Raw genomic sequence first — 26,761 nt, forward strand, 5'->3', positions numbered from 1 at the left:
AATACTCCCATTTCTCACTGCTGAGAAATCACCTATTTTCGCCATGATAATTTCATCAGGACATTTTGATCAAAACATCAAGACATTTTTTTATTTTCTCAAGACATGTTGATCAAAACATCAAGACATTTTTAACTAATTGATTAACAGTGCTGACGGAAGCCATTTTCTAAAACATATTTTTTAATGACTTTTGCCGCTCTCCTGTTTTGTGCATCGGGGCGCCCAACAGAACAAATGCTACAAAAAGAATAAAGTTGGCTTGCCTGATTTTTCTTTTGGTTTACAAATGTTTCGTAAGCTTCTGGTAAATGTGCCGGCACCGTCACCATGCTTCTTTTTACTTTCTTTTGGATTAAGCCAAAAGAAAGTAAAAAGTACTGGTATATCTATCCTGGACCCAGCAAGCTGTTTTAGGAAAAATGCAAAAGAAACCTCTCAGCAAGGCTTAGGGCTGCCATCCCGCTCCCTTCGGTCGGGGCTGGCATCCCATCGCCAGGGAAGCACGCTCTTCAGGGATGCACGCCCCGAAGCGCTTGTCCGACTCGAAAGCATTGAGAGTCGGAGATTGTTCCTTAGGAACGCCTTTGATGCAACCCTAAGTGGTTGTCTCCGGCATCTTTCCAAAAAACTTCCTCTTCTGTATCCGTGAAAGAAAACACCATTTTCCATTCCAATGGAGACCAGCTCAGAACCCGTTGAAAAAATCACCCTGACAACTTAAATTTTCTCAAGTCATGCCGGTAAAAACATCAGGACATTTTATGATTTACTCAAGATATTTTGGCTAAAATCTCAAGACATTTTTAACCTGTTGATTACCAGTGCATGGCGATAACCTAAAAATAGCCAGTTGGTTTTCATGATGGCAGAGATTTTATCAGTCATTCAGGCAAAAAACCGAACTTTACTGCTGGTAATGCAACTTTTGACCAGACACACTCAACATCTAGCAACCACATACTTATTTTTAATTGATACAAATTAGACTTGATTGAAAGTAAATGGCAACAATTTCAAAACTTCCTGCTATTTTCGCTCACTGAAAAAATGACTAAAAGGTCATAACGTGCCGGCACAGATTTACGTAATGTTTATTTTCGATCAAATGTGCCCTGAAGCCTTGTTAGCAAAGGCTTTGCGTTGGATCACCGGATGTGACTGACGGAGCGGTGCTGTGCCGGAAAGGATTGTTTTTGTTGTAAAATGAGTCTCAAAAAAGATGGACATTTTTTCAATCAAACTGATGAAAAACCGAAATTTCCGGGCACTGCAACCGGATGAAATCCGGCAGGATGACACATTCAGAACCCGACCCGAGCTCTGGTTGGTGAATTTGGTATCTCGCCATAACTCCGGCAGCAAGGCAACCATCTGCGCCCAATTAACCACTGAGGCTAAAGAAAGAGTCATCAGCCCGCCGGCCCAAACCGCCGGTAAACCGAAGACAAAAACACTGGAAAGTGACAGGTTTATGAGGATATTTTGCTCGTTTCCGGAAAAAGTATTGGGCGATAGTGGAACGATGACCAGACGAAAAACCAGGACAGAGATCATTACCTTAAAAAAGATGGTTCATCACAGTACTGCCAGGCATCATTCCGAAAGCGGCGCTGAACTGAGGTACATCCGGGAACGGTTAGGGCACAAGAGCAGTAAAATCACTGAAATTTACACCCATGTAACCATGAAAAGTTTAAGTAACATCAAAAATCCCACGGATGATTTTGACATTTGAAATAAAAACAACAAAAGGTACACATAGCCAACCCAATTCAGAAATAATGTTGAACGGAGGTTGGTTTATAAACGAGTTAGTTGCAATGAGGAAATTCAATGTTGAAAAGTTATGATTTGTAGCTATAGTAGAGCAAAGTATATCAGTAGTAAGGGTGAAGATCCATATGGAATTGAAATGATGGAAGAAGAATATGTTAGACTAGTAACATTCGAAAAAGATAGAGAGTATACAAATGATGAGAAAGAATTAATACAAATGTTTGATTATTTATCTCAATCGGATATTGATTCTATCTTACATGAATTTAAATTTAAATGTTTAGCCTCAATTATTCATCAACAAATAGAAATGTATAAAACATGCTTTTATTGCAATTCTTTATTACATAAAGAGACACTAGTTAGCAAGGGGGAACAAGTCGGAATTCTCTACGAAAGTTGGAAAGGTGATTCAATAACAGATATTGTTTATTCATGCAATAATTGTGGCTGGTGGGTTATACACCGCAAATACTGTCATGAGGGTGGAATATTTACACTTGACAATGACAAAAGCCTCTATATTGTTGGTTCTGTGATGGATTACAATATCCATGATATCAATATACCAATAAAACTAGCAAGAAACTACTTAAAAAAAAATCCAAAAGATTTAGCAAATATTAACCCATTCCGATTTGAATTATTGATAAAGGATTGCTTTGAGGACCTTTATGGAAATTGTGAAATTGTACATATGGGGTATAGAAAAGACAGAGGAATTGATTTGAAAATAATACGAAATAATAAGAAAACAGTTTTAGTACAAGTGAAGAGACGAGCAGATTATTCAAAAAATGAGGGTGTTGATGTTGTTCGAAGTTTGAATGGGGTTTTGTTTAGAGAAGGACTATCTGAAGGAATAATAGTTACTACAGCTAAAGGATTCACTAAGGATGCTATTTCGGAAACACAAGTTATGCCAAAATATGAGACATACTCAATGAAGTTGTTTTCTTTTGACAACATAATAGACTTACTTAATCTATCAGAAATAAACCCGTATCTCCCATGGGAGAAATTTTATAATAGAAAGGCATTTAGTAATATGGATGTTGGAAATCTAATCTGTACTTTTCAGAACGACTCTACTGACTATAAAACAATCCTTGTTGAAGATGTAGATATGCCAATTGTTCGCTCTAAGTATCTATAAATAAATTGTTAATGAAACACTTGCAACTAACAAATAGGACTTAAACGCAGCCGCAAATAACGGACTGTCCGGTCGGTTTTGGTGAATCTGCGGCTGAAGTTTGATCAAAAAAATCATGCTTTGTCCTAAATTCGCACACATGATTTTACAAGGATTAATTGCTGCCCGAAACCCGTTCTCTTTACCGGCGCCAACCTGGGATAAAAAAGAGAATTTTCACTAAAGGCATTGCCATCAGAAATGTTTCCATAAATTTGCAACCAATAAAAAAATGGATAATGGTTATCACGGCACAACAACGAAGCAGTAACCACTTACCCGCACCTGATGAAGACAGCAGGATGCCGGGCTTTGTAGCTTTGTCCTGTGCCGCCGGCAACCAGCACCACCCCACACCGGCTGCCCCTGCAAAAACAGGGGCAACCTGGATAGACAGAGCCGTGCGTGCTAAATGTCTTAACCTTTAGTAATTTTTTTATCAAAATATGAAACCAACGAAGAACAGAGTCTTTTGTAAGGATAGTAGAAGATCAAAAATGCTTTTTGAAACTGAAAAAAAAGCAGATACTTTTATTAAGTTTAATAGTGAGACTATAGAACAAGAGTCTGGCTATAAACCAGAAAGAAGTTATTTCTGTGTATATTGCGGTGGTTGGCATGTAACTAGCCATAAAGAATGTTCAACGACACTGTCAAGAACAGAGAAAGTCTTGAATGAATACAAACAAGAAATAGAAAAGAAAGCAAAATTACTAGAAACCAAAGCCATTTTGCGTTCAGAAAAACAAGAGAAGTTAAAAAAAAGCTTAGAAACACTTGAAAAATCTATTTCTATGATGGAGTTTTCAAAATTAGATTTAAAATGCACCATTGAATTACTTACTAAAGCTAATGAAGAATTGAGAAATATTAAAAGTATCGGAGCCACATTTAAAGGTAGTAGTAAAAGAAAAAAAGATGCACAAGAAAAACTTAATATATTGAATGAAAGAATTAAAATTATTGAAATAAAGACCATCCATTAATAATTTAAACATTTGAAATACAATAGTAATTAGCAAATATGTGCTTTAAAATCGATATGAGATATTTATGCAAATTTTCAATAGTAAGCCGCTTATACTTTTTTACATTCGGTCTGTAAAGTGCCTGCATTAATTTCCGGCATATTACACTCTATCGATATTTATAATTATAGGCAAACCAATACATAAAATAAAAATTAATACATGACAGCTAAAGAACTATACTCGAGCAAAATTATTTCAATTATAGACAATTACAAGGCCGTTAGCCAAAATCAAATTTTCGTGATTTTAGGTCAAACAACTTTGTTGAATATTGATAATCAAAAGAACAATTTTGCAGATCCTGAGACATTCAAGCTTGACAGAAATGAAAATACATTTAATCGTGAATGGTTTACAAAAACGTTTACTACGCTTAATCTCAAAAAGAGTTATCATATTCTGTCATTTGCACAGTTCAGCTACCTCATTTATTATATTGATCCTTCATTTTTCAATGATAGAGTAGTCATTATCAAAGACAATCTGAGACAACTCTACCCTATTAGAAAGGATGAATATATTGAGAAAGAAGAGAAAGAAAACATTGAACTCCGACCGGATGAGCTGCCTATTTATCAAGCTGAACAGATTACAATAAACGGTAAGCACTATTATTCAGTAAAAACACCTATAAACTCATTTAGCACTGTTGATATGTTTACTGAAACTTCTGAATTGGGATTTTCAAACAACCAAGTATACGATACTATTGACATTAGCTCTGACCCATACTCAATAGATGTTTTTGTCAATGAATGCTTTAGACAAGATGATTTTAATAAAACAGCGATAGTTAAATTTTATAACAAACAACCTTTAAATGTTGCAATAATTCTGATTTTAAAGCAACTCAATTCACTCTTAAATCAATTTGGTGGAAAACTATTTATTCTTGAAGATGCTCCAATCGCAGCGGAATATCAAGTAGCAGATAAGACAAATGAGCTATTAATAAAATTTTGGGGTGAAACAGCGAATTTTAGGAATATGGCGGTTTATAAAAACCCAAACATAGGCAGTGAAATTGCAGAGATTTCACAAGGCTTAGTCGTTGATACCATTGTTAAAGAATATGAAAACTCAATTGTTAATGAACCTTGTCGAGATTTATTCCTAACAGCACCCACGGGTGCGGGAAAATCACTACTTTTCCAACTTCCGGCATTTTATATTTCAGAAAAAGGAGATGTGACAATTGTTGTATCACCACTTATTGCATTGATGAAAGACCAAGTTAATGCAATTATCAAAGATAGAAATTTTGATAAAGTAGCATACATAAATAGTGAGTTAAGTCTAATTGATCGTGAGAGAATTATTGAAGGCTGTAAAAGTGGTGAAATCGACATTTTATATATGTCTCCTGAACTTTTACTCTCTTATGATATTACGCATTTTATTGGATTCAGAAGGTTAGGGCTTATAGTAATTGATGAAGCTCACCTAATTACAACTTGGGGACGAGATTTTCGCGTTGACTATTGGTTCTTAGGTAATCATATTAGGAAAATTAGAAAATATCATAATCTCCACTTCCCAATGGTTGCCGTTACTGCAACGGCAATTTATGGTGGGGCTAACGATATGGTGTTTGACAGCATTGATAGCCTTGTAATGCACAATCCGCATATTTTCATTGGGCAAGTCAAACGTAATGACATTGAATTCATAGTAAATAATTATGAAAGATTTACAGTTAATTATGAATCAAATAAGATAACACAAACCGTTGATTTCATAAAGAAAATTAATGAAATCGGATTAAAAACATTGGTTTATACACCATACACAAGACACATCCAACAAATTTTAGAACAGCTTAGCGCAGAACAATTAAATATTGCAACCGGATATTATGGCTCATTGGACTCATTGAATAAAGAATTCTCTTATCGTCAGTTTAAATGTGGAGAGAGAAAAATTATGATTTCAACAAAAGCTTTTGGAATGGGTGTTGACATTTCAGATATTCAAGTAGTTTATCATCACGCTCCATCAGGGTTGTTACCAGATTATGTTCAAGAAATTGGAAGGGTAGCAAGAAAACCCGAAATTAAAGGATTTGCTACATTAAACTACTCTTCTCAAGATCAAAGATATACCAAAGCACTTCATGGAATGTCTGCTTTAAAGCAGTACCAAATAAAAGAAGTACTCAAAAAAATCCATAAAGCATACTTAAAGAATGACAAGAACAGAAATCTTCTTTTATCGGTTGATGATTTTGGGCACATTTTCGAAAATGCATTAGATTTAGATCAGAAGGTTTTAACTGCATTGATGATGATCGAGAAAGATTATTTAGCAAAGAATAGATTCAACGTAATTATTGCAAGACCTAAAAAGCTATTTGTGAAAGTTTATGCACGAATTTCTGACCTGCATTTGCCAACACTAAATAACAAATATGCTAATACATATAAACTCTTGTCTAAATCTGGAAATGGCAACTCAGTTATTGAAATGGATTTAGATAGGTTATGGCATGACTTCTTCAATAACAAAAGTTTCCCAATCCTCAAAAGGGATTTTTATACAGGCTATTTGTTCAAAGAGGACAATATTAACCTTGTTCCACAATTAAAAATTTCTTTTGAAAGGCTTGATAGTTTTAATTCTGTGTTCAACAAACTACAATCGCTATTAAATACAGTTCAAGATATTTTTGCAAATTCAGATGGTTACTTCAAACAAGACATTTTTCAATTAAAACTCAACAATGTTTTACAAGATTTAGAAAAGGCAGAAAAGCTCAGTAAGTTTATTTTATCATCGTATTCAGGTAAGCAGATCCAACCAGGTGTGATTGAAGGTGATGCATTTCTTCAACAAAGAAGAAGTATAGACGGATTTGAATATAGAGTATTTAACACAAAACACCTGCAAAGTTTCAATGCACTCTTAACTAGACTGAACAACCTTTTTAGCAACACAGAAAGCACGAAAGTAGAACGATTTGTGACAAATAAAGAGTCTAATGCTATAAACTATGTTAGACTTGGGTACTTTTTAGAAATTTTGGAATTGGGTACTTTTGAAATTAAAGGTGGAGAGAATCCAATGATATTCATACGTATCAACGATCCAAACAGAATTGAAAGAGATTCAAATTATTTAGGCTATACTAATAGTTTGCTTAGTAAAACACTTGAAAGACATTACTTAAGCAATGAGATATTTGACCACTTCTTTTTAAGAAGCTTTACAAATCTCGAACGCTGGAACTTTATCGAAGACTTTTTCCTCGGCTCGGATGTTGATCTCTTATTAGAAAAATTTAAGGGTGGTGAAGCAAATAACATTGATATATTAGATACGCTCAAAAAAAAAGATTTTTTATTAGTGGAAACTCAAACGAAACACAATGATGACTCAAATGTTCATATTTTTCATCCTTCCGCTGATCGTTTCTATTTTTTAAAAGATTTAATAACAATTCATAATGACAATGGAATAAAAACAATGCGAATTTCTGAATGGCTAAGAGAAGACCCAATCGCGTTTGACATAGTTAGAAGAGAAAATACGTTAAAAGTCAACAAGGAAGTTTTTGAAATTTTAATTTCAAAGCTAAAGGCTTACCATCCCCAGTATTTTATTGACGCACTTGGTTTAAAAGCAAGAATTTCTTTTAAAGGTTACGATCGTATTGTTCAGGCAATTGTTCCATATTCAGACAGACCTGTTGAATTTTACAAATGGTGGATTGACAATCCTGACAGCGTCAATTTAACATTAGAAGAAAAAGTAAAGTTGTTTGACAAGGTCTATATGCTAAAACCAACTGCATTGAAAAGAGAACATAGAAGACTATTAAAGAAATAATAACTGTGCACAACATCAAGGCTTTATTTAATAGGGCTTTCAGCGGCAACTCAACCACTTCACCCCCATCAATCATCGGTGCAAATTGCTGTAAAATCAACCGCAATCCCCTACAGACCACCCACACCCCCCACCACCACCAAACCAAACGAATATGAATCAGGCAGTACATAACAAATTAATTGCTTTTATCTGGACGATAGCAGACGATTGTTTGCGCGATGTGTATGTGAGAGGTAAGTACCGCGATGTGATTTTGCCCATGGTGGTGCTTCGCAGGCTCGATGCTTTGCTGGAACCCACCAAAGCTGCGGTGCTGGAGGAACTGGTGTTTCAGAAGGAGGAAGCCGGGTTTACAGAGTGGGACGAAAACGGACTGCGGCAGGCCAGCGGTTATGTGTTTTACAACACCAGCAAATGGACGCTGCAACGCCTGCACGACACCGCCACCAACAACCAGCAAATCCTTCAGGCCAATTTTGAAGATTACCTGAACGGCTTCAGCGTAAACGTAAAGGAGATCGTCGAGAAGTTCAAGCTCAAAAGCCAGGTGCGTCACATGGCGGCGAAGGATGTTTTGCTGAACGTGCTGGAGAAGTTCACTTCGCCCTACATCAACCTGACCCCTTTTGAAAAGAACGATCCCGACGGGCGCAAACTTCCGCCGTTGACCAACCTGGGCATGGGCTATGTGTTTGAGGAGCTGATCCGGAAATTCAACGAAGAAAACAACGAAGAGGCCGGAGAGCACTTTACCCCCCGCGAGGTGATTGACCTGATGACGCACATCATCTTTATGCCCGTAAAAGACAAGCTCCCGCCCGTAATGACCATCTACGATCCTGCGTGCGGCAGCGGCGGGATGCTCACCGAATCGCAGAATTTTGTGAAGGATGAGGAGGGCGAAATTAAAGCCAAAGGCGATGTGTATCTGTACGGAAAGGAGATCAACGATGAAACCTATGCCATTTGCAAATCGGATATGATGATTAAGGGCAACAATCCTGAGAATATCCGCGTGGGTTCTACCCTTTCGACCGATGAATTTGCAGGGACGAAGTTCGATTTTATGCTATCCAATCCGCCGTACGGGAAGTCGTGGGCCAGCGAACTGAAGTTCATAAAGGACGGCAAAGAGATCATTGACCCCCGCTTCACCATTACACTGAAAAACTATTGGGGCGTGGAGGAGGATGCCGACGCCACCCCGCGTTCGTCGGACGGGCAATTGCTTTTCCTGATGGAGATGGTGAACAAAATGAAGCCGCTAACGCAAAATCCGCTGGGCTCGCGCATTGCCTCGGTGCACAACGGCAGCAGCCTGTTTACGGGCGATGCCGGCGGCGGCGAAAGCAACATCCGCCGCTACATCATCGAAAACGACTGGCTGGAAGCCATTGTGCAATTGCCCAACAATTTGTTTTACAATACCGGAATTACCACCTACATCTGGATTTTGAGCAACAACAAGGCGGCCCGCCGCAAAGGCAAAGTGCAACTGATTGACGCCGGTTTGTTGTTTCGCAAGCTGCGCAAGAACTTAGGCAATAAAAACTGCGAGTTTGCGCCCGAACACATTCGCGAAATTGTGTCGGTGTATGAGAAAATGGAAGCCGTTGACCGCGTTGTCAATCCTGAAACCAATGAGGAACAGGGCATTGCCGCTCAGATTTTCGACAACACCGATTTTGGGTATTACAAAGTAACCATCGAACGGCCAAAACGACTGAAAGCGCAGTTTACCCCCGAACGCATTGCCGAACTGAGGTTTGACCGGACTCTGCGTGAACCCATGGCGTGGGCGTACGAAACCTTTGGAGAGCGCGTATATACCGACCTGAGCAAACACGAAAAGGAGATTGCCGAATGGTGCGAAAAGAATGAACTGAACCTCAGCGCCAAACAAAGCAAAGCGTTGGTGAGCGAAGCCCTCTGGACAAAGCAACTCGAATTGCTCAACGCCGCCACTGAGCTGATGCAGGCCATCGGCGGCGGCGAATACAACGATTTCAATCTCTTTCGCGATAGGGTGGATGCGTGCTGTAGAGACAAGGCATGCTGTAGAGACAAGGCGTGCCTTGTCTCTTCAGCCGAAAAAAACACCATCCTGAATGCGGTTTCCTGGTACGATGCCGCCGCCGAAAAGGTAATAAAAGGCGCCGTAAGACTGACCGGCGACAAACTGGAGCAACTGCTCAGGCATTTGGATTGCAAAGAAATGGAATTGGCTGACTACGGATATTTTGCTACTGCCAAAAAGGGTGAGTATATAGAATATGAAACCGAAAGCGATTTGCGCGACACCGAAAATGTTCCGCTCAAAGAAAACATTTACAATTACTTTTTACGAGAAGTAAAACCACATGTTGCTGAAGCCTGGATAAACTTAAATGCCACCAAAATTGGCTATGAAATAAGTTTCAATAAATACTTCTACCGCCACAAACCATTGCGCAGCATCGAAGAGGTGAGCAGCGATATTTTGAAACTGGAAGCACTGAGCGATGGGTTGATTAAAGAAATATTGAGTCTGTAAGATGAGAAGCGACAAAAAAATAACAACCGACAAGGCCTACGCTGAGGCGCTGCAATCCATTGCAAAAACAATAGAGCGTGCTCAGGTTAAAATGGTGATGGCTGCTAATTCCCAGCTTCTCTGGGCTTACTGGAGCATCGGAAACGAACTGTCGGCCCGCACAAAAGCTAATGCATGGGGAGCAAAGGTGATTGACACGTTTTCGAAAGATTTGCGAAAAAAATTTCCTGCCATCAAAGGCTTTTCTGCACGCAACTTATTGTACATGCGGCAGTTTGCTGAGGCTTATTCCCCCGGCAACATTCTTCAGTTAAACAACCTTTGGGAGCAGGTAAAATCAAATGCGCAACCGCTGGTTGCGTTATTAAAAAGCGGCGAAGGTTTTGAATCTGCAATTACGCAACCAGTGGTTGCGCAATTTACCGAAACCGATTTTACCAATTCGCTAATAGGCAAAATTGGCTGGTCGCATCACCTGGTGTTGATGGATAAGTGCCCGCAGATGGTCAGCCGTTTCTGGTATATGCTTAACACATTAGAGCATGGCATAAGTAAAAACATATTACTGATGCAGATAGAAGCGGGCTTGTTCGAAAGGCAAATGGCACTTAAAAAAGTATGCAATTTTAATTCTATCTTGCCGGCGCCGCAATCCGATTTTGCCAATTACCTGCTGAAAGACCCCTACATTTTTGATTTTGTGCAGGCCAAAGAAAAAGCCGATGAACGCAATATCGAGGAACAACTTACGCAGCATATTACCCAATTTTTGCTGGAACTTAGGCAGGGCTTTGCTTTTGTTGGCAGGCAATATCCCTTGCGGGTAGGCGGTAAAGAGTATTATGCCGACCTGCTTTTTTACCATACCAAATTACACTGCTATGTGGTGGTGGAATTGAAAGCCCGTGCCTTTGAACCCGGAGACCCTGCACAACTCAATTTCTATATCAATGTAATCAACGATACCCTGAAAACAGGGCAGGACAATGATTCCATAGGTATTTTGCTGTGCAAGGGAAAGAATGAAATTATTGCCGAATATGCGCTCAGAGGATATAACCAACCCATTGGCGTAGCCGACTATGTGTTGAGTAAGGCAATACCCGAAAATTTACAATCTACCTTGCCCCAAATTGAAGATTTGGAACAAGAACTAAAAGATCTCGACCATGAAAATTAACTTGGAAACATACCCTACCTACAAACCCTCTGGTGTGGAGTGGCTGGGGGAGATTCCTGAACATTGGGAGGTTAGTAGACTTAAGAATCATATTGATCTGATTACTGGGTATCCTTTCAAAAGTGAAAAATACACGACAGAAGGTATTAAATTGGCTCGGGGCATCAATGTAAAGGAGGGAGTATTTAATTGGGATGAAACAAGATATTGGCCAGCTTTAGAAAAACATCTGGAAGATTTTTTACTTGAGACAAATGATATATTAATTGGCATGGACGGATCGAAAGTTGGAAAAAATTTCTGTAAAGTTAAAGAAAGTGACCTGCCCATTTTGTTGCTTCAACGTGTTGCAAGATTGAGAGCAAATGGTTCCTTGAAATCTGATTTTTTATTCTATAATTTCTTAAATAAGAACTTCTTAATATGGGTGGAAATGTCCAAGACAGACCCAATGGTTCCTCATATTGCTCCAACGGATATTCACGATTTTATCATTCCTATTCCCCCTCTATCCGAGCAAACCGCCATTGCCGCCTTTCTCGACCGCAAAACAGCCCTGATAGAGCAGGCCATTGGCATCAAACAAAAACAAATCGAACTGCTCAAAGAACGCCGGCAAATCCTCATTCACAAAGCCGTTACCCGTGGCATTGGGTCGTTGAGCGGAGTCGAAACGCCCAATGTTAAACTAAAAGAGAGCGGCGTGGAATGGATTGGGGAGATACCGGAGGGGTGGGAGGTGAAGAGGTTGAAAACGTTACTGCAAGAAGGACGGGATGGTATTAGAATTGGCCCATTTGGCAGTTCAATTAAATCTGAAATTTTAAAACCAAAAGGATTTAAAATTTATGGACAAGAACATGTAATTGCAGATGATTTTAGCATTGGAGAAAAGTATATTGATGAAAATGATTTTATGAGATTGTCAAACTATGAATTATTTGCTGGAGATATTGTGATAACTATGATGGGAACAACTGGAAAAAGTAAAGTTGTGCCTAATAGCATTGAACGAGGAATCATGGATAGTCATTTAATCAGAGTTCGAACAAAAAATAATCAAGCAAAACCCGAATTTGTTTCGTTTTTAATTAATGACTCCGAATATATTTTTGACCAAATTAAATTAAGAGGTAAGGGTTCAATAATGGAAGGATTAAACTCTTCTATAGTAAAATCGCTTCATTTATTGCTTCCGCCTTTAAATGAGCAAAAATCAATCCTATTATACATCGATGAAATAAATTCAAAATTTAAAATCACAATTTCCCTCAAAGAGCAGGAAATAGAGAAGCTAAAGGAGTACAAAGCGACGTTGATAAACAGTGCGGTAACGGGGAAAATAAAAGTAGATAACGATGACAAGTAAAACCAACGAACAGGCGCTCGAGGCCACCATCGAAAAACGATTGACGGGCGTTTGCCTCGAAGAGCTGAAGGAGCAACCTATTGCTGCACATGCGGTGTACGAAAGAGCAGCCTTGTACCGCGCCGGCAATGGCTATTACATCGGGGCGCCGGAGGATTTCAATGCCAGGTTTGCCATTGACGAACTGCGCTTCTGGGATTTTTTGCAAACCACCCAATCAGAGGAGCTGGCCAGGCTGCAAAAGCAAAGCAACTGGAAACTGAAAATTCTCGAACGCCTCGATCGTATGATTAAAAAATACGGCATCCTGCGTTTGTTTCGCAAAGGGCTGGATGTTGACGATGCGCACTTTACCCTGCTCTATCCTTTGCCGTTGGCCAGCAGCAGCGATAAGGTAAAAGCCGGTTTCGAAAGCAACCAGTTCAGCGTAACCCGTCAGTTGCGCTATTCGTTAACCAATCCCGGCGAAGAGATTGACATGGTGCTGTTTGTGAATGGGTTGCCATTTGCCACCATGGAGCTGAAAAACCCCTGGACAGGGCAGAATGCCAGGGTGCACGGCCAAAATCAATACAAATTCAAAAGAGATATTACGCAGCCTTTGCTCAACTTCGGTCGTTGCATTGTGCACTTTGCCGTGGATACCGACGAAGCCTATATGACCACCAAACTCAATGGCGCCGGCACTTACTTCTTGCCGTTCAATCTGGGGCAGCGCGAGCCCATATTTGGAAAAGGGAATCCGCCCAATCCGTTCGGGCACAAAACTGCCTATCTGTGGGAAGAGATATTTACCCGAACCAGCGTGGCCAACATCATTCAGCATTTTGTCCGTTTTGATGGCAAAGAGACCGACCCGCTCAACAAAAAGACGTTGTTTTTCCCGCGCTATCATCAGTTGGATGTGGTGCGGAAAATCGTGGCTGATGCGGCTAAAAAAGGGGTGGGGCAAACCTATTTAATTCAACATTCGGCCGGTTCGGGCAAATCCAATTCCATTACCTGGGCAGCCTATCAGCTCATCGAGACTTATCCTGAAAGCGATACCATTCCCGGCAGCAAGGGCATTTCCAATCCTCTGTTCGATTCGGTGATTGTGGTAACCGACAGGAGATTGCTCGACAAACAGCTTCGCGAAAACATCAAGGAATTTTCGGAGGTAAAAAACATTGTTGCCCCCGCCTATTCATCGGCTGATTTGAAATCGGCGCTGGAGAGCGGTAAGAAAATCATCATCACCACCATTCAAAAGTTCCCCTTCATTGTGGATGGCATTGCCGATTTAAGTGATAAGCGGTTTGCGGTGATTATTGATGAAGCCCATTCGAGCCAGAGCGGAACCGCCGCCGGAAAAATGAACCAGGCCATGGGCAATACTTCCGGCGAAAACGAAGAGGAAGAAGACCACGACCCGCAGGACAGAATCCTCGAAGCCATGCGTTCGCGCAAGATGCGGGGCAACGCCTCCTATATGGCTTTTACGGCTACTCCCAAAAACAATACGCTGGAACGTTTCGGCGTGAAACAGGAGGACGGGAAATTCAAGCCGTTCCACCTGTATTCGATGAAGCAAGCCATTGAGGAGGGATTTATTCTGGATGTGCTGGCCAATTACACCACCTACAAGAGCTATTACGAAATCGAGAAGTCAATCCGGGAAAACCCGCTGTTCGACTCCGTGAAGGCGCAAAAGAAATTGCGGAATTATGTGGAGCAGGACAAGCAAACCATTGCCACCAAAGCGGATATCATGCTCGAGCACTTTGTAACGCAACTGGTAAATACCAAGAAACTGAAAGGAAAAGCCAAAGCCATCGTTGCCGCACAAAGCATCGAATCGGCCATCAGCTATTATTTTGCATTGAAAAAATTGCTTTTCGAAAGAGGCAACCCGTTCAAGATTGCGATTGCTTTCTCGGGGATGAAAAAACTAAATGGCATCGAATATACCGAAGAGAGCATGAACGACTTCCCTGCCCGTCTGGATACCGCCAAACCAACCGACCCCGGTTATATCAGCGACAAAATTGCCCGCTACTTTGACATGGACGAATACCGTATGCTGGTGGTAGCCAATAAATACCTGACGGGTTACGACCAACCCAAATTGACCGCCATGTATGTTGACAAGAAATTGCAGGGGGTAATTGCGGTGCAGGCCTTATCGCGGTTAAATCGTTCGTCGGATAAACTCGGGAAGAAAACCGAAGATTTGTTCATCCTCGATTTTTACAACACCACCGAGGATATAAAGAAATCCTTCGACCCGTTTTATACGGCCACCTCGCTGAGCAAAGCCACCGACATCAATGTGCTGCACGAACTCAAGTCCAGTCTCGACGATGCAGGGGTGTATGAATGGAGCGAAGTGGAGGATTTCGTCGAAAAATATTTCAGGGAGGTAAATGCTCAGGAGTTAAGCCCGATCATTGATATTGCTGCCGAAAGATTTAATACCACGTTGGAGTTAGAAGACACGGCAAAAGCGGATTACAAAATAAAGGCAAAGCATTTTGTGAAGATTTATGGCCAGATGGCTTCCATCATGCCCTATGAAGTTGTTGCCTGGGAAAAGCTCTTCTGGTTTTTGAAATTCCTGATTCCCAAGCTCATTATTCTTGACAAGGAAAAAGATGCCCTGGATGGATTATTGAATTCCGTTGACCTCTCCACGTATGGGTTGGAAAGGGTTAAGCTCAATACGAGTATTGGTCTTGATGCCGCAGCAACCGAGGTTGATCCGCAAAACCCAAATCCACGCGGCGCACACGGCAGCGAATCTGAAAAGGACGAACTCGATTTAATCATCAAGAGTTTCAACGAACGCTGGTTTCAGGGTTGGGAAGCCACACCCGATGAGCAGCGGGCGAAATTTGTGAATCTTGCACAGCGGATGAAGGAGCACACCGACTTCAAAGAAAAGTATGCTGAAAATACTGATATTCAGAACAGAGAGATCGCATTCGGTAAAATCTTTGATGACGTGATGGGAAAGCAACGCAGAACCGAACTTGAACTCTATCGTTTAGTTTCGCAGGACGAAGGCTTCAAAATAGCCATGCAGGATACCATCAAACGCATGTTGAGGGTGTAGGTCTTCTTATGGTGGCTCAAAAAGAGTGTTTATTTTCACTATTCGAGAGCTGGCATTTGGGGGGGGATCCTGGAAAATAAAATTTTAAACTATAAAACTTTCATGTCAGAAATTCCACGAAATAACACGGGTTTAGCCGGCGAGTACTTTGTAGCTGCTGAGCTTTATCGCAGAGGATGGTCAGTAGGTATGACAATTGGTAATGCCAAAGCCATTGATCTGTAATGCTTTTATAATTTTGTTGTGCTCAACGGTGATAAAATAGAACCGCCCGAATATTTTATCGGGCGTTCGGAAGAGATACAACCCCTGATAAAACAGTATGTCACCAGGGGAATTCTCGACAGGTCATCAGTCAACAATCCGGAGTTCAAAGACCGCTGGGATAAACTTAGCCAAAATAGTTAAACCAATAGCCTGCGAAAAATGAAAATAGAAAAGAAATCAATCACCAAAGGAAAAATTTTCAAGCTCACGATCTTTTCAGCGAACAGTCGCAACTGATTGAGCAAAGCCGCACGGAGGTTGCCGTGTATGCCAACAGCACGTTAACTCTGCTCTTCTGGCAGGTTGGCCGGCGGATAAACGAGCACATTTTGCAAAACAAACGTGCAGATTATGGGAAACAAATTGTCGTGACACTGGCCCGACAATTAACCGAAAAATACGGTCGGAACTTTGAGGAAAAAAATTTGCGCCGGATGCTCCAGTTTGCTGAACAGTTCTCCGATGAGCAAATTGTCGTACCACTTGGCCCGACAATTAAGCTGGTCGCATATACTCATTCTTTTACCGATAAAAAGAATGGAAGCCAAACTTTATTATGCAAAATCCTGCGCAGAACAGGCATGGGGTAAGCGAGATCTTCGCGAACAAATCAATCGCAAAGCCTTTGAGCGATCCTTAGTGGAGTCAGGAACAGGCAATGTCCTGTAGTGTAGCCAGGCACAGGCAGCGCCAGGTGGTTGAGCCTGCCGAAACCACCGTTGAAAATTAGTTTAAAGTATGAAAGGATACACGTACATATTACAATGCTCAGATGGTAGTTATTATGTGGGTAGCACAAACAATCTTGAGCTTCGTCTGGCACAGCATCAAGCGGGCGAAGGAGCTAATCATACAAAAAAGAGACTACCTGTGGAATTGGTTTATTATGAAGAATATGCCCGAATAGACGAGGCTTTTTACAGGGAAAAGCAAATACAGGGATGGCGCAGGGCGAAAAAAGAAGCATTAATAAACGGAGAATATGATAAGCTACCTGAGTTGGCAAAAGCTTATGGCACAAGACTGCCTTCGACGAGGCTGCCTTCCACGATCTCAGGCAGCGGGTTTGGTGATGGGGAGAAGCTGCTTTCGACAAGCTCAGGCAGCGGGTTTGGTGGTGGAGAGTCAGTTACAGGCAGCGCCCGGTGGTTGAGCCTGTCGAAACCACAGTTAACAAGTGATAAAACCACCAGTATAATAGATACCCTGGGAAATACTAATCTTTTAACGATTCCCAAAACCGCCTTCCTCTGCAGTCGCAACATTTCGGCATCGGCGGTGCTGAAATGCTACGACTGGGCTATCGCGCAGCGTGAAGCGGGCAACTGCGTCATCAGCGGTTTTCACAGCCAGATTGAAAAAGATGTGCTGCACTATTTGCTCAAAGGCAGTCAGCCGATTATCGTGGCGATGGCCAGAGGGTTGAAAAAGATCATAGAACCGGAATTCCTACAACCACTTCAGGAAAACAGGCTACTGATCATCACTCCATTCGATACCAATACCCGCCGGATATCTCAACGCACAGCAGAAATCCGCAACCAACTGATGATCCAACTGGCCGACACCATTGCTGTTGGCCACATCAGCCCTGGAGGCAACCTGGAAAAACTCCTTCAAACCACCAATAAGGAAATTGTTAGGATTGGTTGAATTAAATCCAATTGTAGTGCAAAGCGAAAACACACATTCGGAAGCAGTGCAGTACCCAGGGATGCACGCTCCGAAGGGGATGCAGCCCTGCAGAAAGCAAGAAAAAAGGTAACGAAAGATGAAAAGGGAGAAAACCTGACAGGTTTTGGAAACCTGTCAGGTTTGGAACGGGGAGCAGTGCGCCGGATTTTTGGGAGGGGGAGCGGGATTATAAGAAGTTACACTTGCAGAAGGCGACTGGTGGCATAGAAAAACAAAAACACCAGAGAGCACACAAAGAAAATAGACTATTTTTAACCCATAAAAAATAAAGCAATGAACGAGTTGATCCAACAAACTGGCGCCATCCTGACACAGGCTCAGGAGTTATTGAAAATGCCCGGCGTAAAAGAGACCGTTACCGGCTTTTTGGGCTGGATGGGCAAAAAAATCTTTTCAAAAAGCAAAACAGCCCAGGAGCGGCTGATCCTCATCGAACAGCGACAAGCCGACGCCCAAACCATCGCCACACTCATGGGCAACCTCGAATCGGCGCTGGAAAATAATGAGGAACTGCAAAAAGAGCTGAACGAAAAAGTTGCTGCCGTGCAATCGGAGCTAAAGCAGGCGGGGGTGGTGATTACAAAAACCAATACTGGAACGGTCACCGGGAATGATAACCAGTTTTTTCAGGATATTACAGGCAATGTAACAACAACCAAAATAGGTCGGCAGATCAATCAGGGCAGCAGCAGTACCTACAACGAAAACAATTAGTAATCATGGAAATCGGCAGGCAGATCAACCAGGGCGCGGGCAGCACTTACAACGAAAATACAATTTCCAATCATCTCTATTATTCAGCCGATTATCAGAAGCTAGTTAGCGAAATTGCTGACACCAGGGAAATCCTCGATAGCCTGCCCGAAAGCAAGACTGAATTACGGCTAAAACATTCAGGCAAGCTCAATGATCTGGAAAAACAACTGACCGATTTCAAGCAAAACGTATTCAGCCTTTACGAGACCTTTACAAAAATTCCGATCAACACCGCCCGGTTGCAATTGGCCAAAGCGCATTTCGACAAAGGCGAATTCCGCGAAGCCGATGCCATTTTGAAAACCGAAGAAATCAGCAATGAGGTCAATCAACTCAAAATCGCCAAAGAAAAAAAGGAAAGTGAGCTTGTGGAAATTGAAGGTCATTTAGAAAACAAAGCCAATGAATTTCTGATTAAAGCCCAACTATGGAAAACCTTTTACAGCGAACCCGATTGGTTTGATCGCACGGTTGATTGCTACGAGAAAGCCCTTGAAGCTTCCCGGACTGTTGAGGTTATTTTTCAATACGCCTTATTCCTTCAAAATCACAATAAATTTTACCAGGCACAACCGCTTTACGAAGAAGCCTTGAAGCTAAGAAGAGAACTTGCCCGGGAGAACCCGCATACGTACTTACCTGATGTAGCCAAAACCCTTAACAATTTGGCTATTATACAAAAGGTAAAAAATGAATTTGACGATTCAAAAAATAATTACCGGGAAGCCTTGCAGATTTACAGATCGCTTGCCAAAGAAGATCCAGGAAAATATCTACCCAGAGTGGCTGCAACTTTGAACAATTTGGCTGAATTACATTCGAAAAAGAGTGAATTTGGCGAGGCAATGGAAAAATACCAGGAAGCCCTGCAAATACAAAAATCTTTTGACAGAGAAAACCCGGGCACGTATTTGTCTGATGTAGCAGCGACTATGAATAATTTGGCTAATTTACACAAGGCTAAAAATGAATTTGATGTAGCCTTGGGAAAATACGTAGAAGCCTTGCAGATAAGAAGAGAACTTGCCAAAAAGAACCCAAAAACCTATTTGCCCGATTTAGCAATGACTTTGAACAATTTAGCCAATCTTTATGCGGATAAAAATGAATTTGGAGAGGCTTATGAAAAATATGAAGAAGCCTTGCAGATAAGAAGAGAGCTTGCCAGGGAGAACCCAAGAACCTCTTTGCCCGATTTAGCAATGACTTTGAACAATTTAGCCAATCTACATGCAGCTAAAAATGAATATGACGAAGCTTTGGTAAAATATGATGAAGCCCTGCAGATATACAGATCGCTGGACAAAGAGAACCCGGGAGCGTTTTTACCCTATGTGGCAACAACAGTTATCAATTTGAGCATTTTCTATTTTAAATCTCTTCCTGATAAGGAAAAATCAATCACTTTGGCAATGGAAACACTGGAAATTGCAAAACAATTCCCAGATCATTACCAATTGCAGCAAAATGCTCAAAAAGCCATTCAGGTTTTACAGGCACATGGAGTAGATACAGATAAACTGATGAAGAATGTATGATTTGGCTGGCATAGTGCCTTTGGTTGGTGTTTTGGGAGGGGCGGTTTTGCTGCGCCGGAGGATGGGATGGGGGGTGCTGAAACTGAAGTATAAAATCATGAATAAATAACTGGTCTTATGAATATTGAGAAAAAGGAACTTTGGGATGCCTTCTTGCAGGAGTGGCCATTGGAAAGGCTGCAAAGCATGTTGCTCGAAGAATACACCAACCTAAACCGTGAAGATTCGTTCTGTTTTTGGTTGGAATCCAAAACAACAGGGCTTGGCAGTATTTGGGGCGGTTCATCCTACAAATTTGGCATTTATCACCGCAGAAAATCAGCAAAAGAGGATCCGAGATCTGAATACACAACAAAGGGTAATTATTCCTGGGTATTAAAATACGGCCAAACGAAAGAAGCTGCATTTAGCGCAGTAAGAGAAAATATTGTTGCTGTTGCCAGCTTTGCGTTGGACAATGATTTGGAAAAAATAGAGGGTGTAGATTTAGGCCACACCGTTAAATGGAAGATAGCAGCTTTGTACAACCGGCAAATTCCGCTTGTTTACAGCAAAGATGCCATTGTTTTTTTATGCGATAATTTTACCATAGATAAAAAACTTCCGTATTCGGATAAGCTCCGAAAATTGGCAGCACTGAATAGTGGTAAAGATATTCTTTCACACAGCGAAGCTTTATGGACACTATGGGATGAACATAGAAAGGGAGGTTTTCCACCAAAAACCAACAATGGCGATACCAATTACTGGTTATTCCAGGGCAACCCCAAAATTTACAATATAGTAGGTTCCTTGAAGGATAATGCATTGAAATCATGGAGTGTGTCAGCTCACAAGGATAAAATCAAAATAGGGGACAAAATAATACTTTGGCTAACCGGTGAAAAATCAGGATGCTATGCCTTAGCCAGGGTTACCTCCGGAATAGCTAACAGATTAGACGATGATATAGAGCAAAAATATTATACGGATTTGAGCAAACTGCAAAGTACCGACAGAGTCAAAATAGCAATAGAATACAATTTGTGGAATAATCCTGTTCTCAAAGAAGTTTTGATTGATTTACCGGAATTTCAAGGTTTCAACGGAGGAAATAAAGGAACCAACTTTGCAGCATCGCAACTTCATTATGAAACTATCTTAAAGCATGTCAATATGATTGGATCAAATCATTTCCCCCTCAACCAAATCTTTTTCGGCCCTCCGGGAACCGGAAAAACTTACAATACATCAGGCGAAGCCATCCGCATTGCCGACCCTGATTTTTATGTAGCAAATATAAATGACAGAGGAAAACTAAAAGAGAGGTTCCGGGAGTTGCTGATTAATGACTGGAAGAACCCGCAAAAAGGCCAGATCAGCTTTTGCACCTTTCATCAGAGTTTCTCTTACGAAGACTTTATCGAAGGCATCAAGCCGGTTGTTGAACAGCAGGAAGAAATCAATGAAGAGGACAACTACCTGAAATATGATATTGAGGACGGCATTTTCAAGAAATTGGCCGACAGGGCAAGGTATTTTGCCAGTAGCGAAGCGAAAAAGGATAAGCAGCGGATCAGCCTGACAGATGAAGATTTCAAATCTGCGCAGTTTTATAAAGTTTCGCTGGGCAACATAAGTATCCCGGAAGATCAGGCCATTTATGATTACTGTATCGAAAACGATCTGATCTCAGTAGGTTTTATGGACAATTGGGATCTTACCGGAAAAACTGAATCAGAATTGTATAAACTGATTGAAGGAACCAAACTGAGCAATTACGAGCCTCAGGCTATGAATTGTTTTATCCATTATCTGAAAAAGGGCAATTTTGTTATTATTTCGAAGGGTAAAGACAAAGTTAGAGCGATTGGAAAAGTCACTGGCGATTATTTCCATAAACCTGATGCACCAATCAATTACACTCAATTTCGCAAAGTGGAGTGGATCATTAAAAACGCTGATATTCCGGTTGAAGAAATTTATCAGAAGTCATTAATGCAGAAAACAATCTACAAACTTAACAAGGATTGGGTGAACAAAGAGTTTTTTGTCCAAGCCCCTGCTGCTCCCATCAAAGAAGAGCAGCACAACTTCGTCCTGATCATTGATGAGATCAACCGCGGGAATATCTCTCAGATTTTTGGAGAATTGATCACCCTCATCGAGGACGATAAGCGCGAAGGAAAACCCGAACAACTGGAAGTAACGTTGCCTTATTCCAAGGAAAAGTTCAGTGTGCCGGCCAATTTGCACATCATCGGCACCATGAACACCGCCGATCGCAGCATTGAGGCGCTCGATACTGCACTGCGCCGGAGGTTTACGTTTGTGGAGATGGCGCCCAAACCTGAACTGATCAGCGAAGTGGGCAGATCAAAGGGGATGATTGAGGATATTGACCTTGTGAAGTTGCTCACGACCATCAATGAGCGCATTGAAAAACTGATTGACAAAGACCACCAGATTGGCCATTCCTACTTCTTGGATATTGCCAGCTTTGATGAATTGAAACTGGCTTTTAAAAACAAGATGATTCCGCTGCTGGAAGAGTATTTCTACGGCGACTTTGGCAAAATCGGCCTGGTGCTGGGCAGCGGCTTCGTAATCCCAAAAAAAATGAATGATTTTAGCTTCGCTGACTTCAAAGGATTTGATGATGATATTATTACAGACCTGAAAGAGCGAAAGGTTTATGAAATTACCGGTTCGGAAGCATGGGGTGTTGAGGATTTTAAAAATATTTACCAGAAATAAAGCATCAGGCTATGCCGGTTATCAGAGTTTTTGAGCACGAGCGGTTAACGACTCATCCAGATGATCATGGGCGAGCGCTGACTACAGTTCAGTTTGAAAAGCTGTGTCAGTTCAACGATAAGAACGATAACAAATACTTCACGGTGATTCGCAACGGCATCAAATTCTGTCAATACGTTGGCGTTATTCAAATCGGCAACCTCACCATCGAAATTCTGCCCAAAGCCGACAAGCAAACAATTACTAAACACGAATTTGACTCTCAGACCCGGCGATGGCAAAAGGTTTTGTTGAAGATGCTGGCCATCAGCGGCGAAATTGAACTTGAAACCGTTTCGGAGGCCAGCTTGAGGAAGCGGTTTACCCTTCTCGATCTGTATTTTGAGGTTTATCTTCAGGAGGTTGATACATTGCTCCGCCGCGGCCTCGCCAAAAAATACCGGCAAAACGAGGGCAACGTGAAAGCGCTGAAGGGGCGTTTGAATTTTTCCAGGGACATAGAGCGCAACTGCATTCACCGTGAGCGGTTTTACACCTGCCATCAGTCCTACGACCACGAACATCTTATCAACCAGATTTTGCTGAAAGGCCTCAAAATTCTTGATGTACTCTCATCCGGCAGCATATTGAATGATAGAATCAGGAAGCTCCTGTTTTACTTTCCTGAGATCAGCGAAATAACCATTAACAAAGATTCCTTCAACAAAATCCGCCTCACCCGTAAAACAAGGGACTACACAAAAGCACTGGCCATTGCCAAAATGTTGATCCTGAATTATTCACCTGATATTTCAATGGGCGATGAAAACATGCTGGCGCTGCTGTTTGACATGAACAAGCTGTGGGAGAAATACATCTATAAACAGCTCAAGGCCAGGGAAAACCAGTATCTGCGTGTCAAGTACCAGGCGCAGGATCTCTTTTGGGAGTCAAAAAGTATATACGCCGACATTGTAATTGAAAGAAAAAAGGCCTCGGTTATGCATGAAAGCGCCGATAATGATAAATGGGAGCCCTTCATCATTGATACCAAATGGAAGCTGATAGATGTGAACAAACCCTCCGACGATGACCTGAAGCAGATGTATGTTTACAATATGTACTGGAACAGCCCCAAAAGTATGCTATTATACCCAAAGCTTGCCGGTGTAAAGGACAGCGGTTTTGGTAAATTCCACAAAGGCCGGCTGGGCGATAATCATTGCAAAATTGGCTTTGTGAGTGTGCTGGACGAGAGTGGAGGATTAAATCAGGAAGTTGCAGGTGAGATACTGAAAAAAATTAAACCGGAGTAAGATAGCTAGAAAACCTGACAGGTTTCCGAAACCTGTCAGGTTTGGATGGTTTAGCCAGGTATATCAGAAGTCTAGAAGTTGAATAATCCGCGACAAGTACGATTTCAAATCAAAGATTTAAATTATGCCAGAAATACCCAGAAACAATACAGGCCTATCCGGTGAGTACTTTGTGGCAGCCGAACTTTACCGCATGGGTTGGTCGGTGGGCATGACCGTTGGCAACGCCAAAGCCATTGATCTGTAATGCTTTTATAATTTTGTTGTGCTCAACGGTGATAAAATAGAACCGAGGCTGTCTCAAAAGTCTATAAAAAGATTTTCAACGCTTTCAGCCCTTGTTAATCAGAGGGAAAGCGTTGAAAATCAAATCTGAAGTTTTTTTGGTTGAGCGAATTATTCTTTCAGTAACGTGATTTTTGAAGTTGAAACTCCGGTTCCGGAGTTGACCCGGATCAGGTAGATACCGGCCGGAACGTTCGATAAATTAAGCTTCACAGGTTCTGAGTGAGCCGCCTCAAAAGATTGCTCAAAAACCTTCATCCCAATAAGATCAAACAGTTCAATAGTCAATTCTCCTGAACCGGTTGAACTGACAAACACTTCACCGGATGATGGGTTGGGATAAACGGCTGTTTTGAGTTCATCTCCCTCAACCAGCCCGGTGCAAATCTCCACCATGAGCATCTGTTCGGCGAGTCCGGCGCAACCGTTTACATCAACATATTCGTAGCTGATGATGTGTTCGCCAACGCCTGCCAGTTGCGGATTGAAAATGCCATTTTCTACCCCGGTTCCCGAATATACGCCGCCTTCAGGAGAGCCGCCTGATAAAGCAAAAGGAGCTGTGTAATCACAAACCGGCTCAAAGGGCGTCAGGGTAACTTCCGGATTAGCATAAATTTCCATGAAGGCGGTCTCCGTTTTTGTATCAGAAAACACATCATTGGAAACGGTGAGGGTAACATTCCAGAAGCCCGGTTCAGGGTAATAAACCATTGGGTTGATCTCGCCGGAAGTGGCAGGAATTCCACCTTCGAACACCCATTCCCAGGTCGTTATGTTGCCATTTGATGCGTCTTCAAACTGCACATAGCTGCCCTGACACACGTTTTTATTTTCCACATCAAAACCTGCAATCAACCCGCTGTTGCAATTTACGATAAAATCATCAAGACAGGGTATCGTAGGTGGATTACAGATGCCGAAGTGCATTTTATAGTCAGGACAAACTACAACGTAGGTGGGTGTTCCATAAAAAATCTGGCCGTCAATCAGCACATCAATGGCATTTCCACCATTTCCTTCGCTGCCTGCACAAGGGTGAGTCACACCAAACAGAAACTTAAACTCATTGATCATAAAGTTATCGTCGTAGCGTGCGATTCCCCAAACATCCAGATTGCTCATGCCAGAGCCATATTTGACGTACACCTCTTCAATCAGTGGGGCGTGCGCCGTACATGAACTTCACGTGGCCGAAAAAATGTCAATCAGTATCGTGCGTCCTTTATCCAGCTCATCATAAAGTGTCCAGGATTGGCCATCAGAATCGATGATGGTAAAATTCCCAACTGCCTTTTGCGAAGTGGCGCCATCTGCCGAGGTTACATCGAACATCTTCGTTTGTGCGAAGAAAGGCAATGTAAAAGCGAATAATAAAGCGGTCAGTACAATTTTCTTCTTCATATTTGTTTACTTTTTAAATGTTAATCATCTGTTAGTATCAATAATCTAACAAACCTGACAGCAAAACTATTGAAAAGATGCCTCACTTTAACACGAATTAACGTTTTGTGATTTCAGCTATCTTTGGCCGCTCGATTTTTGAGCGCATGTAAAAAAACCTTTTATGATGAAAAAATATGGTCTATTTGTTCTGATCTGCTGTATGGCGGCCTTTTCCTGCACAACAGAAAAAGCGGAAATTAAAGTTCAGTTTGGTGGTGAAGCGCAGGGAACGTATTACGTGGTCACCTACTTTGCCGATGATTCGCTGGTTACCCAGCACCAGATTGACTCTTTGCTCATGAATTTTGATCAGATTGCTTCCATCTGGCAACCCAATTCACTGATTTCCCGAATCAACCGTAACGAAACTGACCTGGTGAATGACCGCTATTTCAGCGATATTTTTAAACTTTCGCAGCAAATATCCGAACAAACCGGCGGCGCTTTCGATGTCACCGTCGGCCCACTGGTAAACGCCTGGGGATTTGGGTTTAAGAACAAAATGGATATGACCTCCGAAAAAGTTGACAGTATCATGACGTTCGTCGGATTTCACGGGATCAGGCTGGAAAACAACCAATTAATTAAAAATCATCCCAACATGCAGATCGACTTTAACGCCATCGCCAAAGGGTATTCCATAGATGTCATCGGAGGATTCCTTGAATCATTTGGAATCAGGAATTACCTTGTGGATATCGGCGGCGAGGTGTTGGCCAGGGGGTCGAAACCAG

The 26,761-nt window shown here is 41.7% G+C and carries 18 protein-coding genes and 2 pseudogenes; 18 read left to right on the plus strand and 2 right to left on the minus strand.

What is annotated here, in order from left to right; genetic code table 11:
* Window positions 1-1,222 precede the first annotated feature (1,222 nt).
* From IH598_12895 to IH598_12975, 17 genes and pseudogenes are all read left to right on the plus strand, one after another.
* Window positions 1,223-1,738, plus strand: coding sequence for a tyrosine-type recombinase/integrase (locus IH598_12895; GenBank protein ID MBE0639408.1), 516 nt, complete (start codon window positions 1,223-1,225; stop codon window positions 1,736-1,738).
* Between the two features lie 111 nt (window positions 1,739-1,849).
* Complete coding sequence (locus IH598_12900) at window positions 1,850-2,935, plus strand: restriction endonuclease (GenBank protein MBE0639409.1); 1,086 nt, start codon at window positions 1,850-1,852, stop codon at window positions 2,933-2,935.
* A 278-nt stretch (window positions 2,936-3,213) separates the two neighbouring features.
* Window positions 3,214-3,402, plus strand: coding sequence for a hypothetical protein (locus IH598_12905; protein ID MBE0639410.1), 189 nt, complete (start codon window positions 3,214-3,216; stop codon window positions 3,400-3,402).
* A gap of 18 nt (window positions 3,403-3,420) precedes the next feature.
* A complete protein-coding gene (locus IH598_12910; GenBank protein ID MBE0639411.1) occupies window positions 3,421-3,960 on the plus strand; it encodes a hypothetical protein in 540 nt (179 codons plus the stop codon).
* A 204-nt stretch (window positions 3,961-4,164) separates the two neighbouring features.
* Window positions 4,165-7,830, plus strand: coding sequence for an ATP-dependent DNA helicase RecQ (locus tag IH598_12915; GenBank protein ID MBE0639412.1), 3,666 nt, complete (start codon window positions 4,165-4,167; stop codon window positions 7,828-7,830).
* 154 nt (window positions 7,831-7,984) lie between these two features.
* Window positions 7,985-10,366, plus strand: a complete 2,382-nt coding sequence (locus tag IH598_12920; protein MBE0639413.1) for an SAM-dependent DNA methyltransferase — start codon at window positions 7,985-7,987, stop codon at window positions 10,364-10,366.
* A 1-nt stretch (window position 10,367) separates the two neighbouring features.
* Window positions 10,368-11,546 carry a DUF1016 family protein gene (locus tag IH598_12925; GenBank protein ID MBE0639414.1) on the plus strand — a complete coding sequence of 393 codons (1,179 nt, stop codon included), beginning with the start codon at window positions 10,368-10,370 and terminating at the stop codon, window positions 11,544-11,546.
* The gene (locus tag IH598_12930) at window positions 11,536-12,915 is read left to right on the plus strand and encodes a restriction endonuclease subunit S (GenBank protein ID MBE0639415.1); all 1,380 of its coding nucleotides are present in this window, start codon (window positions 11,536-11,538) and stop codon (window positions 12,913-12,915) included. The genes IH598_12925 and IH598_12930 overlap by 11 nt, the downstream gene beginning before the upstream one ends.
* The gene (locus IH598_12935) at window positions 12,905-16,009 is read left to right on the plus strand and encodes a type I restriction endonuclease subunit R (GenBank protein MBE0639416.1); all 3,105 of its coding nucleotides are present in this window, start codon (window positions 12,905-12,907) and stop codon (window positions 16,007-16,009) included. Before IH598_12930 ends, IH598_12935 begins: the two co-directional genes overlap by 11 nt.
* Before the next feature lie 243 nt (window positions 16,010-16,252).
* Window positions 16,253-16,417, plus strand: a complete 165-nt coding sequence (locus IH598_12940) for a hypothetical protein (GenBank protein ID MBE0639417.1) — start codon at window positions 16,253-16,255, stop codon at window positions 16,415-16,417.
* Between the two features lie 35 nt (window positions 16,418-16,452).
* Window positions 16,453-16,945, plus strand: a pseudogene (locus IH598_12945) (hypothetical protein).
* Window positions 16,946-17,014: 69 nt separating this feature from the next.
* Window positions 17,015-17,284 (plus strand): annotated as a pseudogene (locus IH598_12950) (GIY-YIG nuclease family protein).
* A 189-nt stretch (window positions 17,285-17,473) separates the two neighbouring features.
* On the plus strand, window positions 17,474-17,929 hold the full coding sequence (locus IH598_12955; GenBank protein MBE0639418.1) for a DNA-binding protein: 456 nt from the start codon (window positions 17,474-17,476) through the stop codon (window positions 17,927-17,929).
* A gap of 315 nt (window positions 17,930-18,244) precedes the next feature.
* Complete coding sequence (locus tag IH598_12960; GenBank protein ID MBE0639419.1) at window positions 18,245-18,685, plus strand: hypothetical protein; 441 nt, start codon at window positions 18,245-18,247, stop codon at window positions 18,683-18,685.
* 338 nt (window positions 18,686-19,023) lie between these two features.
* Complete coding sequence (locus IH598_12965) at window positions 19,024-20,265, plus strand: tetratricopeptide repeat protein (GenBank protein ID MBE0639420.1); 1,242 nt, start codon at window positions 19,024-19,026, stop codon at window positions 20,263-20,265.
* A gap of 117 nt (window positions 20,266-20,382) precedes the next feature.
* Complete coding sequence (locus IH598_12970; GenBank protein MBE0639421.1) at window positions 20,383-23,001, plus strand: EVE domain-containing protein; 2,619 nt, start codon at window positions 20,383-20,385, stop codon at window positions 22,999-23,001.
* An 11-nt stretch (window positions 23,002-23,012) separates the two neighbouring features.
* Entirely contained in the window at window positions 23,013-24,296 is a 1,284-nt protein-coding gene (locus IH598_12975; protein ID MBE0639422.1) for a restriction endonuclease, read from the plus strand.
* Window positions 24,297-24,692: 396 nt separating this feature from the next.
* Here the strand turns inward: IH598_12975 and IH598_12980 are convergent, their stop codons facing one another.
* Complete coding sequence (locus tag IH598_12980) at window positions 24,693-25,706, minus strand: T9SS type A sorting domain-containing protein (protein MBE0639423.1); 1,014 nt, start codon at window positions 25,704-25,706, stop codon at window positions 24,693-24,695.
* A 60-nt stretch (window positions 25,707-25,766) separates the two neighbouring features.
* Window positions 25,767-25,985 carry a hypothetical protein gene (locus IH598_12985; GenBank protein ID MBE0639424.1) on the minus strand — a complete coding sequence of 73 codons (219 nt, stop codon included), beginning with the start codon at window positions 25,983-25,985 and terminating at the stop codon, window positions 25,767-25,769.
* A 166-nt stretch (window positions 25,986-26,151) separates the two neighbouring features.
* Between IH598_12985 and IH598_12990 the strand changes: the two genes are divergently transcribed.
* On the plus strand, window positions 26,152-26,761 hold a 610-nt coding region (locus IH598_12990; protein MBE0639425.1), incomplete at its 3' end, for an FAD:protein FMN transferase.

The sequence above is a fragment of the Bacteroidales bacterium genome, from assembly GCA_014860585.1.
GTDB lineage: Bacteria > Bacteroidota > Bacteroidia > Bacteroidales > 4484-276 > RZYY01.

Excerpts from the sequence above, each read along its gene's own strand:
- IH598_12895 (MBE0639408.1), top strand. The coding sequence starts at position 1,223 with ATGGACATTTTTTCAATCAAACTGATGAAAAACCGAAATTTCCGGGCA.
- IH598_12900 (MBE0639409.1), top strand. The coding sequence starts at position 1,850 with ATGATTTGTAGCTATAGTAGAGCAAAGTATATCAGTAGTAAGGGTGAA.
- IH598_12905 (MBE0639410.1), top strand. The coding sequence starts at position 3,214 with ATGGTTATCACGGCACAACAACGAAGCAGTAACCACTTACCCGCACCT.
- IH598_12910 (MBE0639411.1), top strand. The coding sequence starts at position 3,421 with ATGAAACCAACGAAGAACAGAGTCTTTTGTAAGGATAGTAGAAGATCA.
- IH598_12915 (MBE0639412.1), top strand. The coding sequence starts at position 4,165 with ATGACAGCTAAAGAACTATACTCGAGCAAAATTATTTCAATTATAGAC.
- IH598_12920 (MBE0639413.1), top strand. The coding sequence starts at position 7,985 with ATGAATCAGGCAGTACATAACAAATTAATTGCTTTTATCTGGACGATA.
- IH598_12925 (MBE0639414.1), top strand. The coding sequence starts at position 10,368 with ATGAGAAGCGACAAAAAAATAACAACCGACAAGGCCTACGCTGAGGCG.
- IH598_12930 (MBE0639415.1), top strand. The coding sequence starts at position 11,536 with ATGAAAATTAACTTGGAAACATACCCTACCTACAAACCCTCTGGTGTG.
- IH598_12935 (MBE0639416.1), top strand. The coding sequence starts at position 12,905 with ATGACAAGTAAAACCAACGAACAGGCGCTCGAGGCCACCATCGAAAAA.
- IH598_12960 (MBE0639419.1), top strand. The coding sequence starts at position 18,245 with ATGAACGAGTTGATCCAACAAACTGGCGCCATCCTGACACAGGCTCAG.
- IH598_12970 (MBE0639421.1), top strand. The coding sequence starts at position 20,383 with ATGAATATTGAGAAAAAGGAACTTTGGGATGCCTTCTTGCAGGAGTGG.
- IH598_12975 (MBE0639422.1), top strand. The coding sequence starts at position 23,013 with ATGCCGGTTATCAGAGTTTTTGAGCACGAGCGGTTAACGACTCATCCA.
- IH598_12980 (MBE0639423.1), bottom strand. The coding sequence starts at position 25,706 with ATGAGCAATCTGGATGTTTGGGGAATCGCACGCTACGACGATAACTTT.
- IH598_12985 (MBE0639424.1), bottom strand. The coding sequence starts at position 25,985 with ATGAAGAAGAAAATTGTACTGACCGCTTTATTATTCGCTTTTACATTG.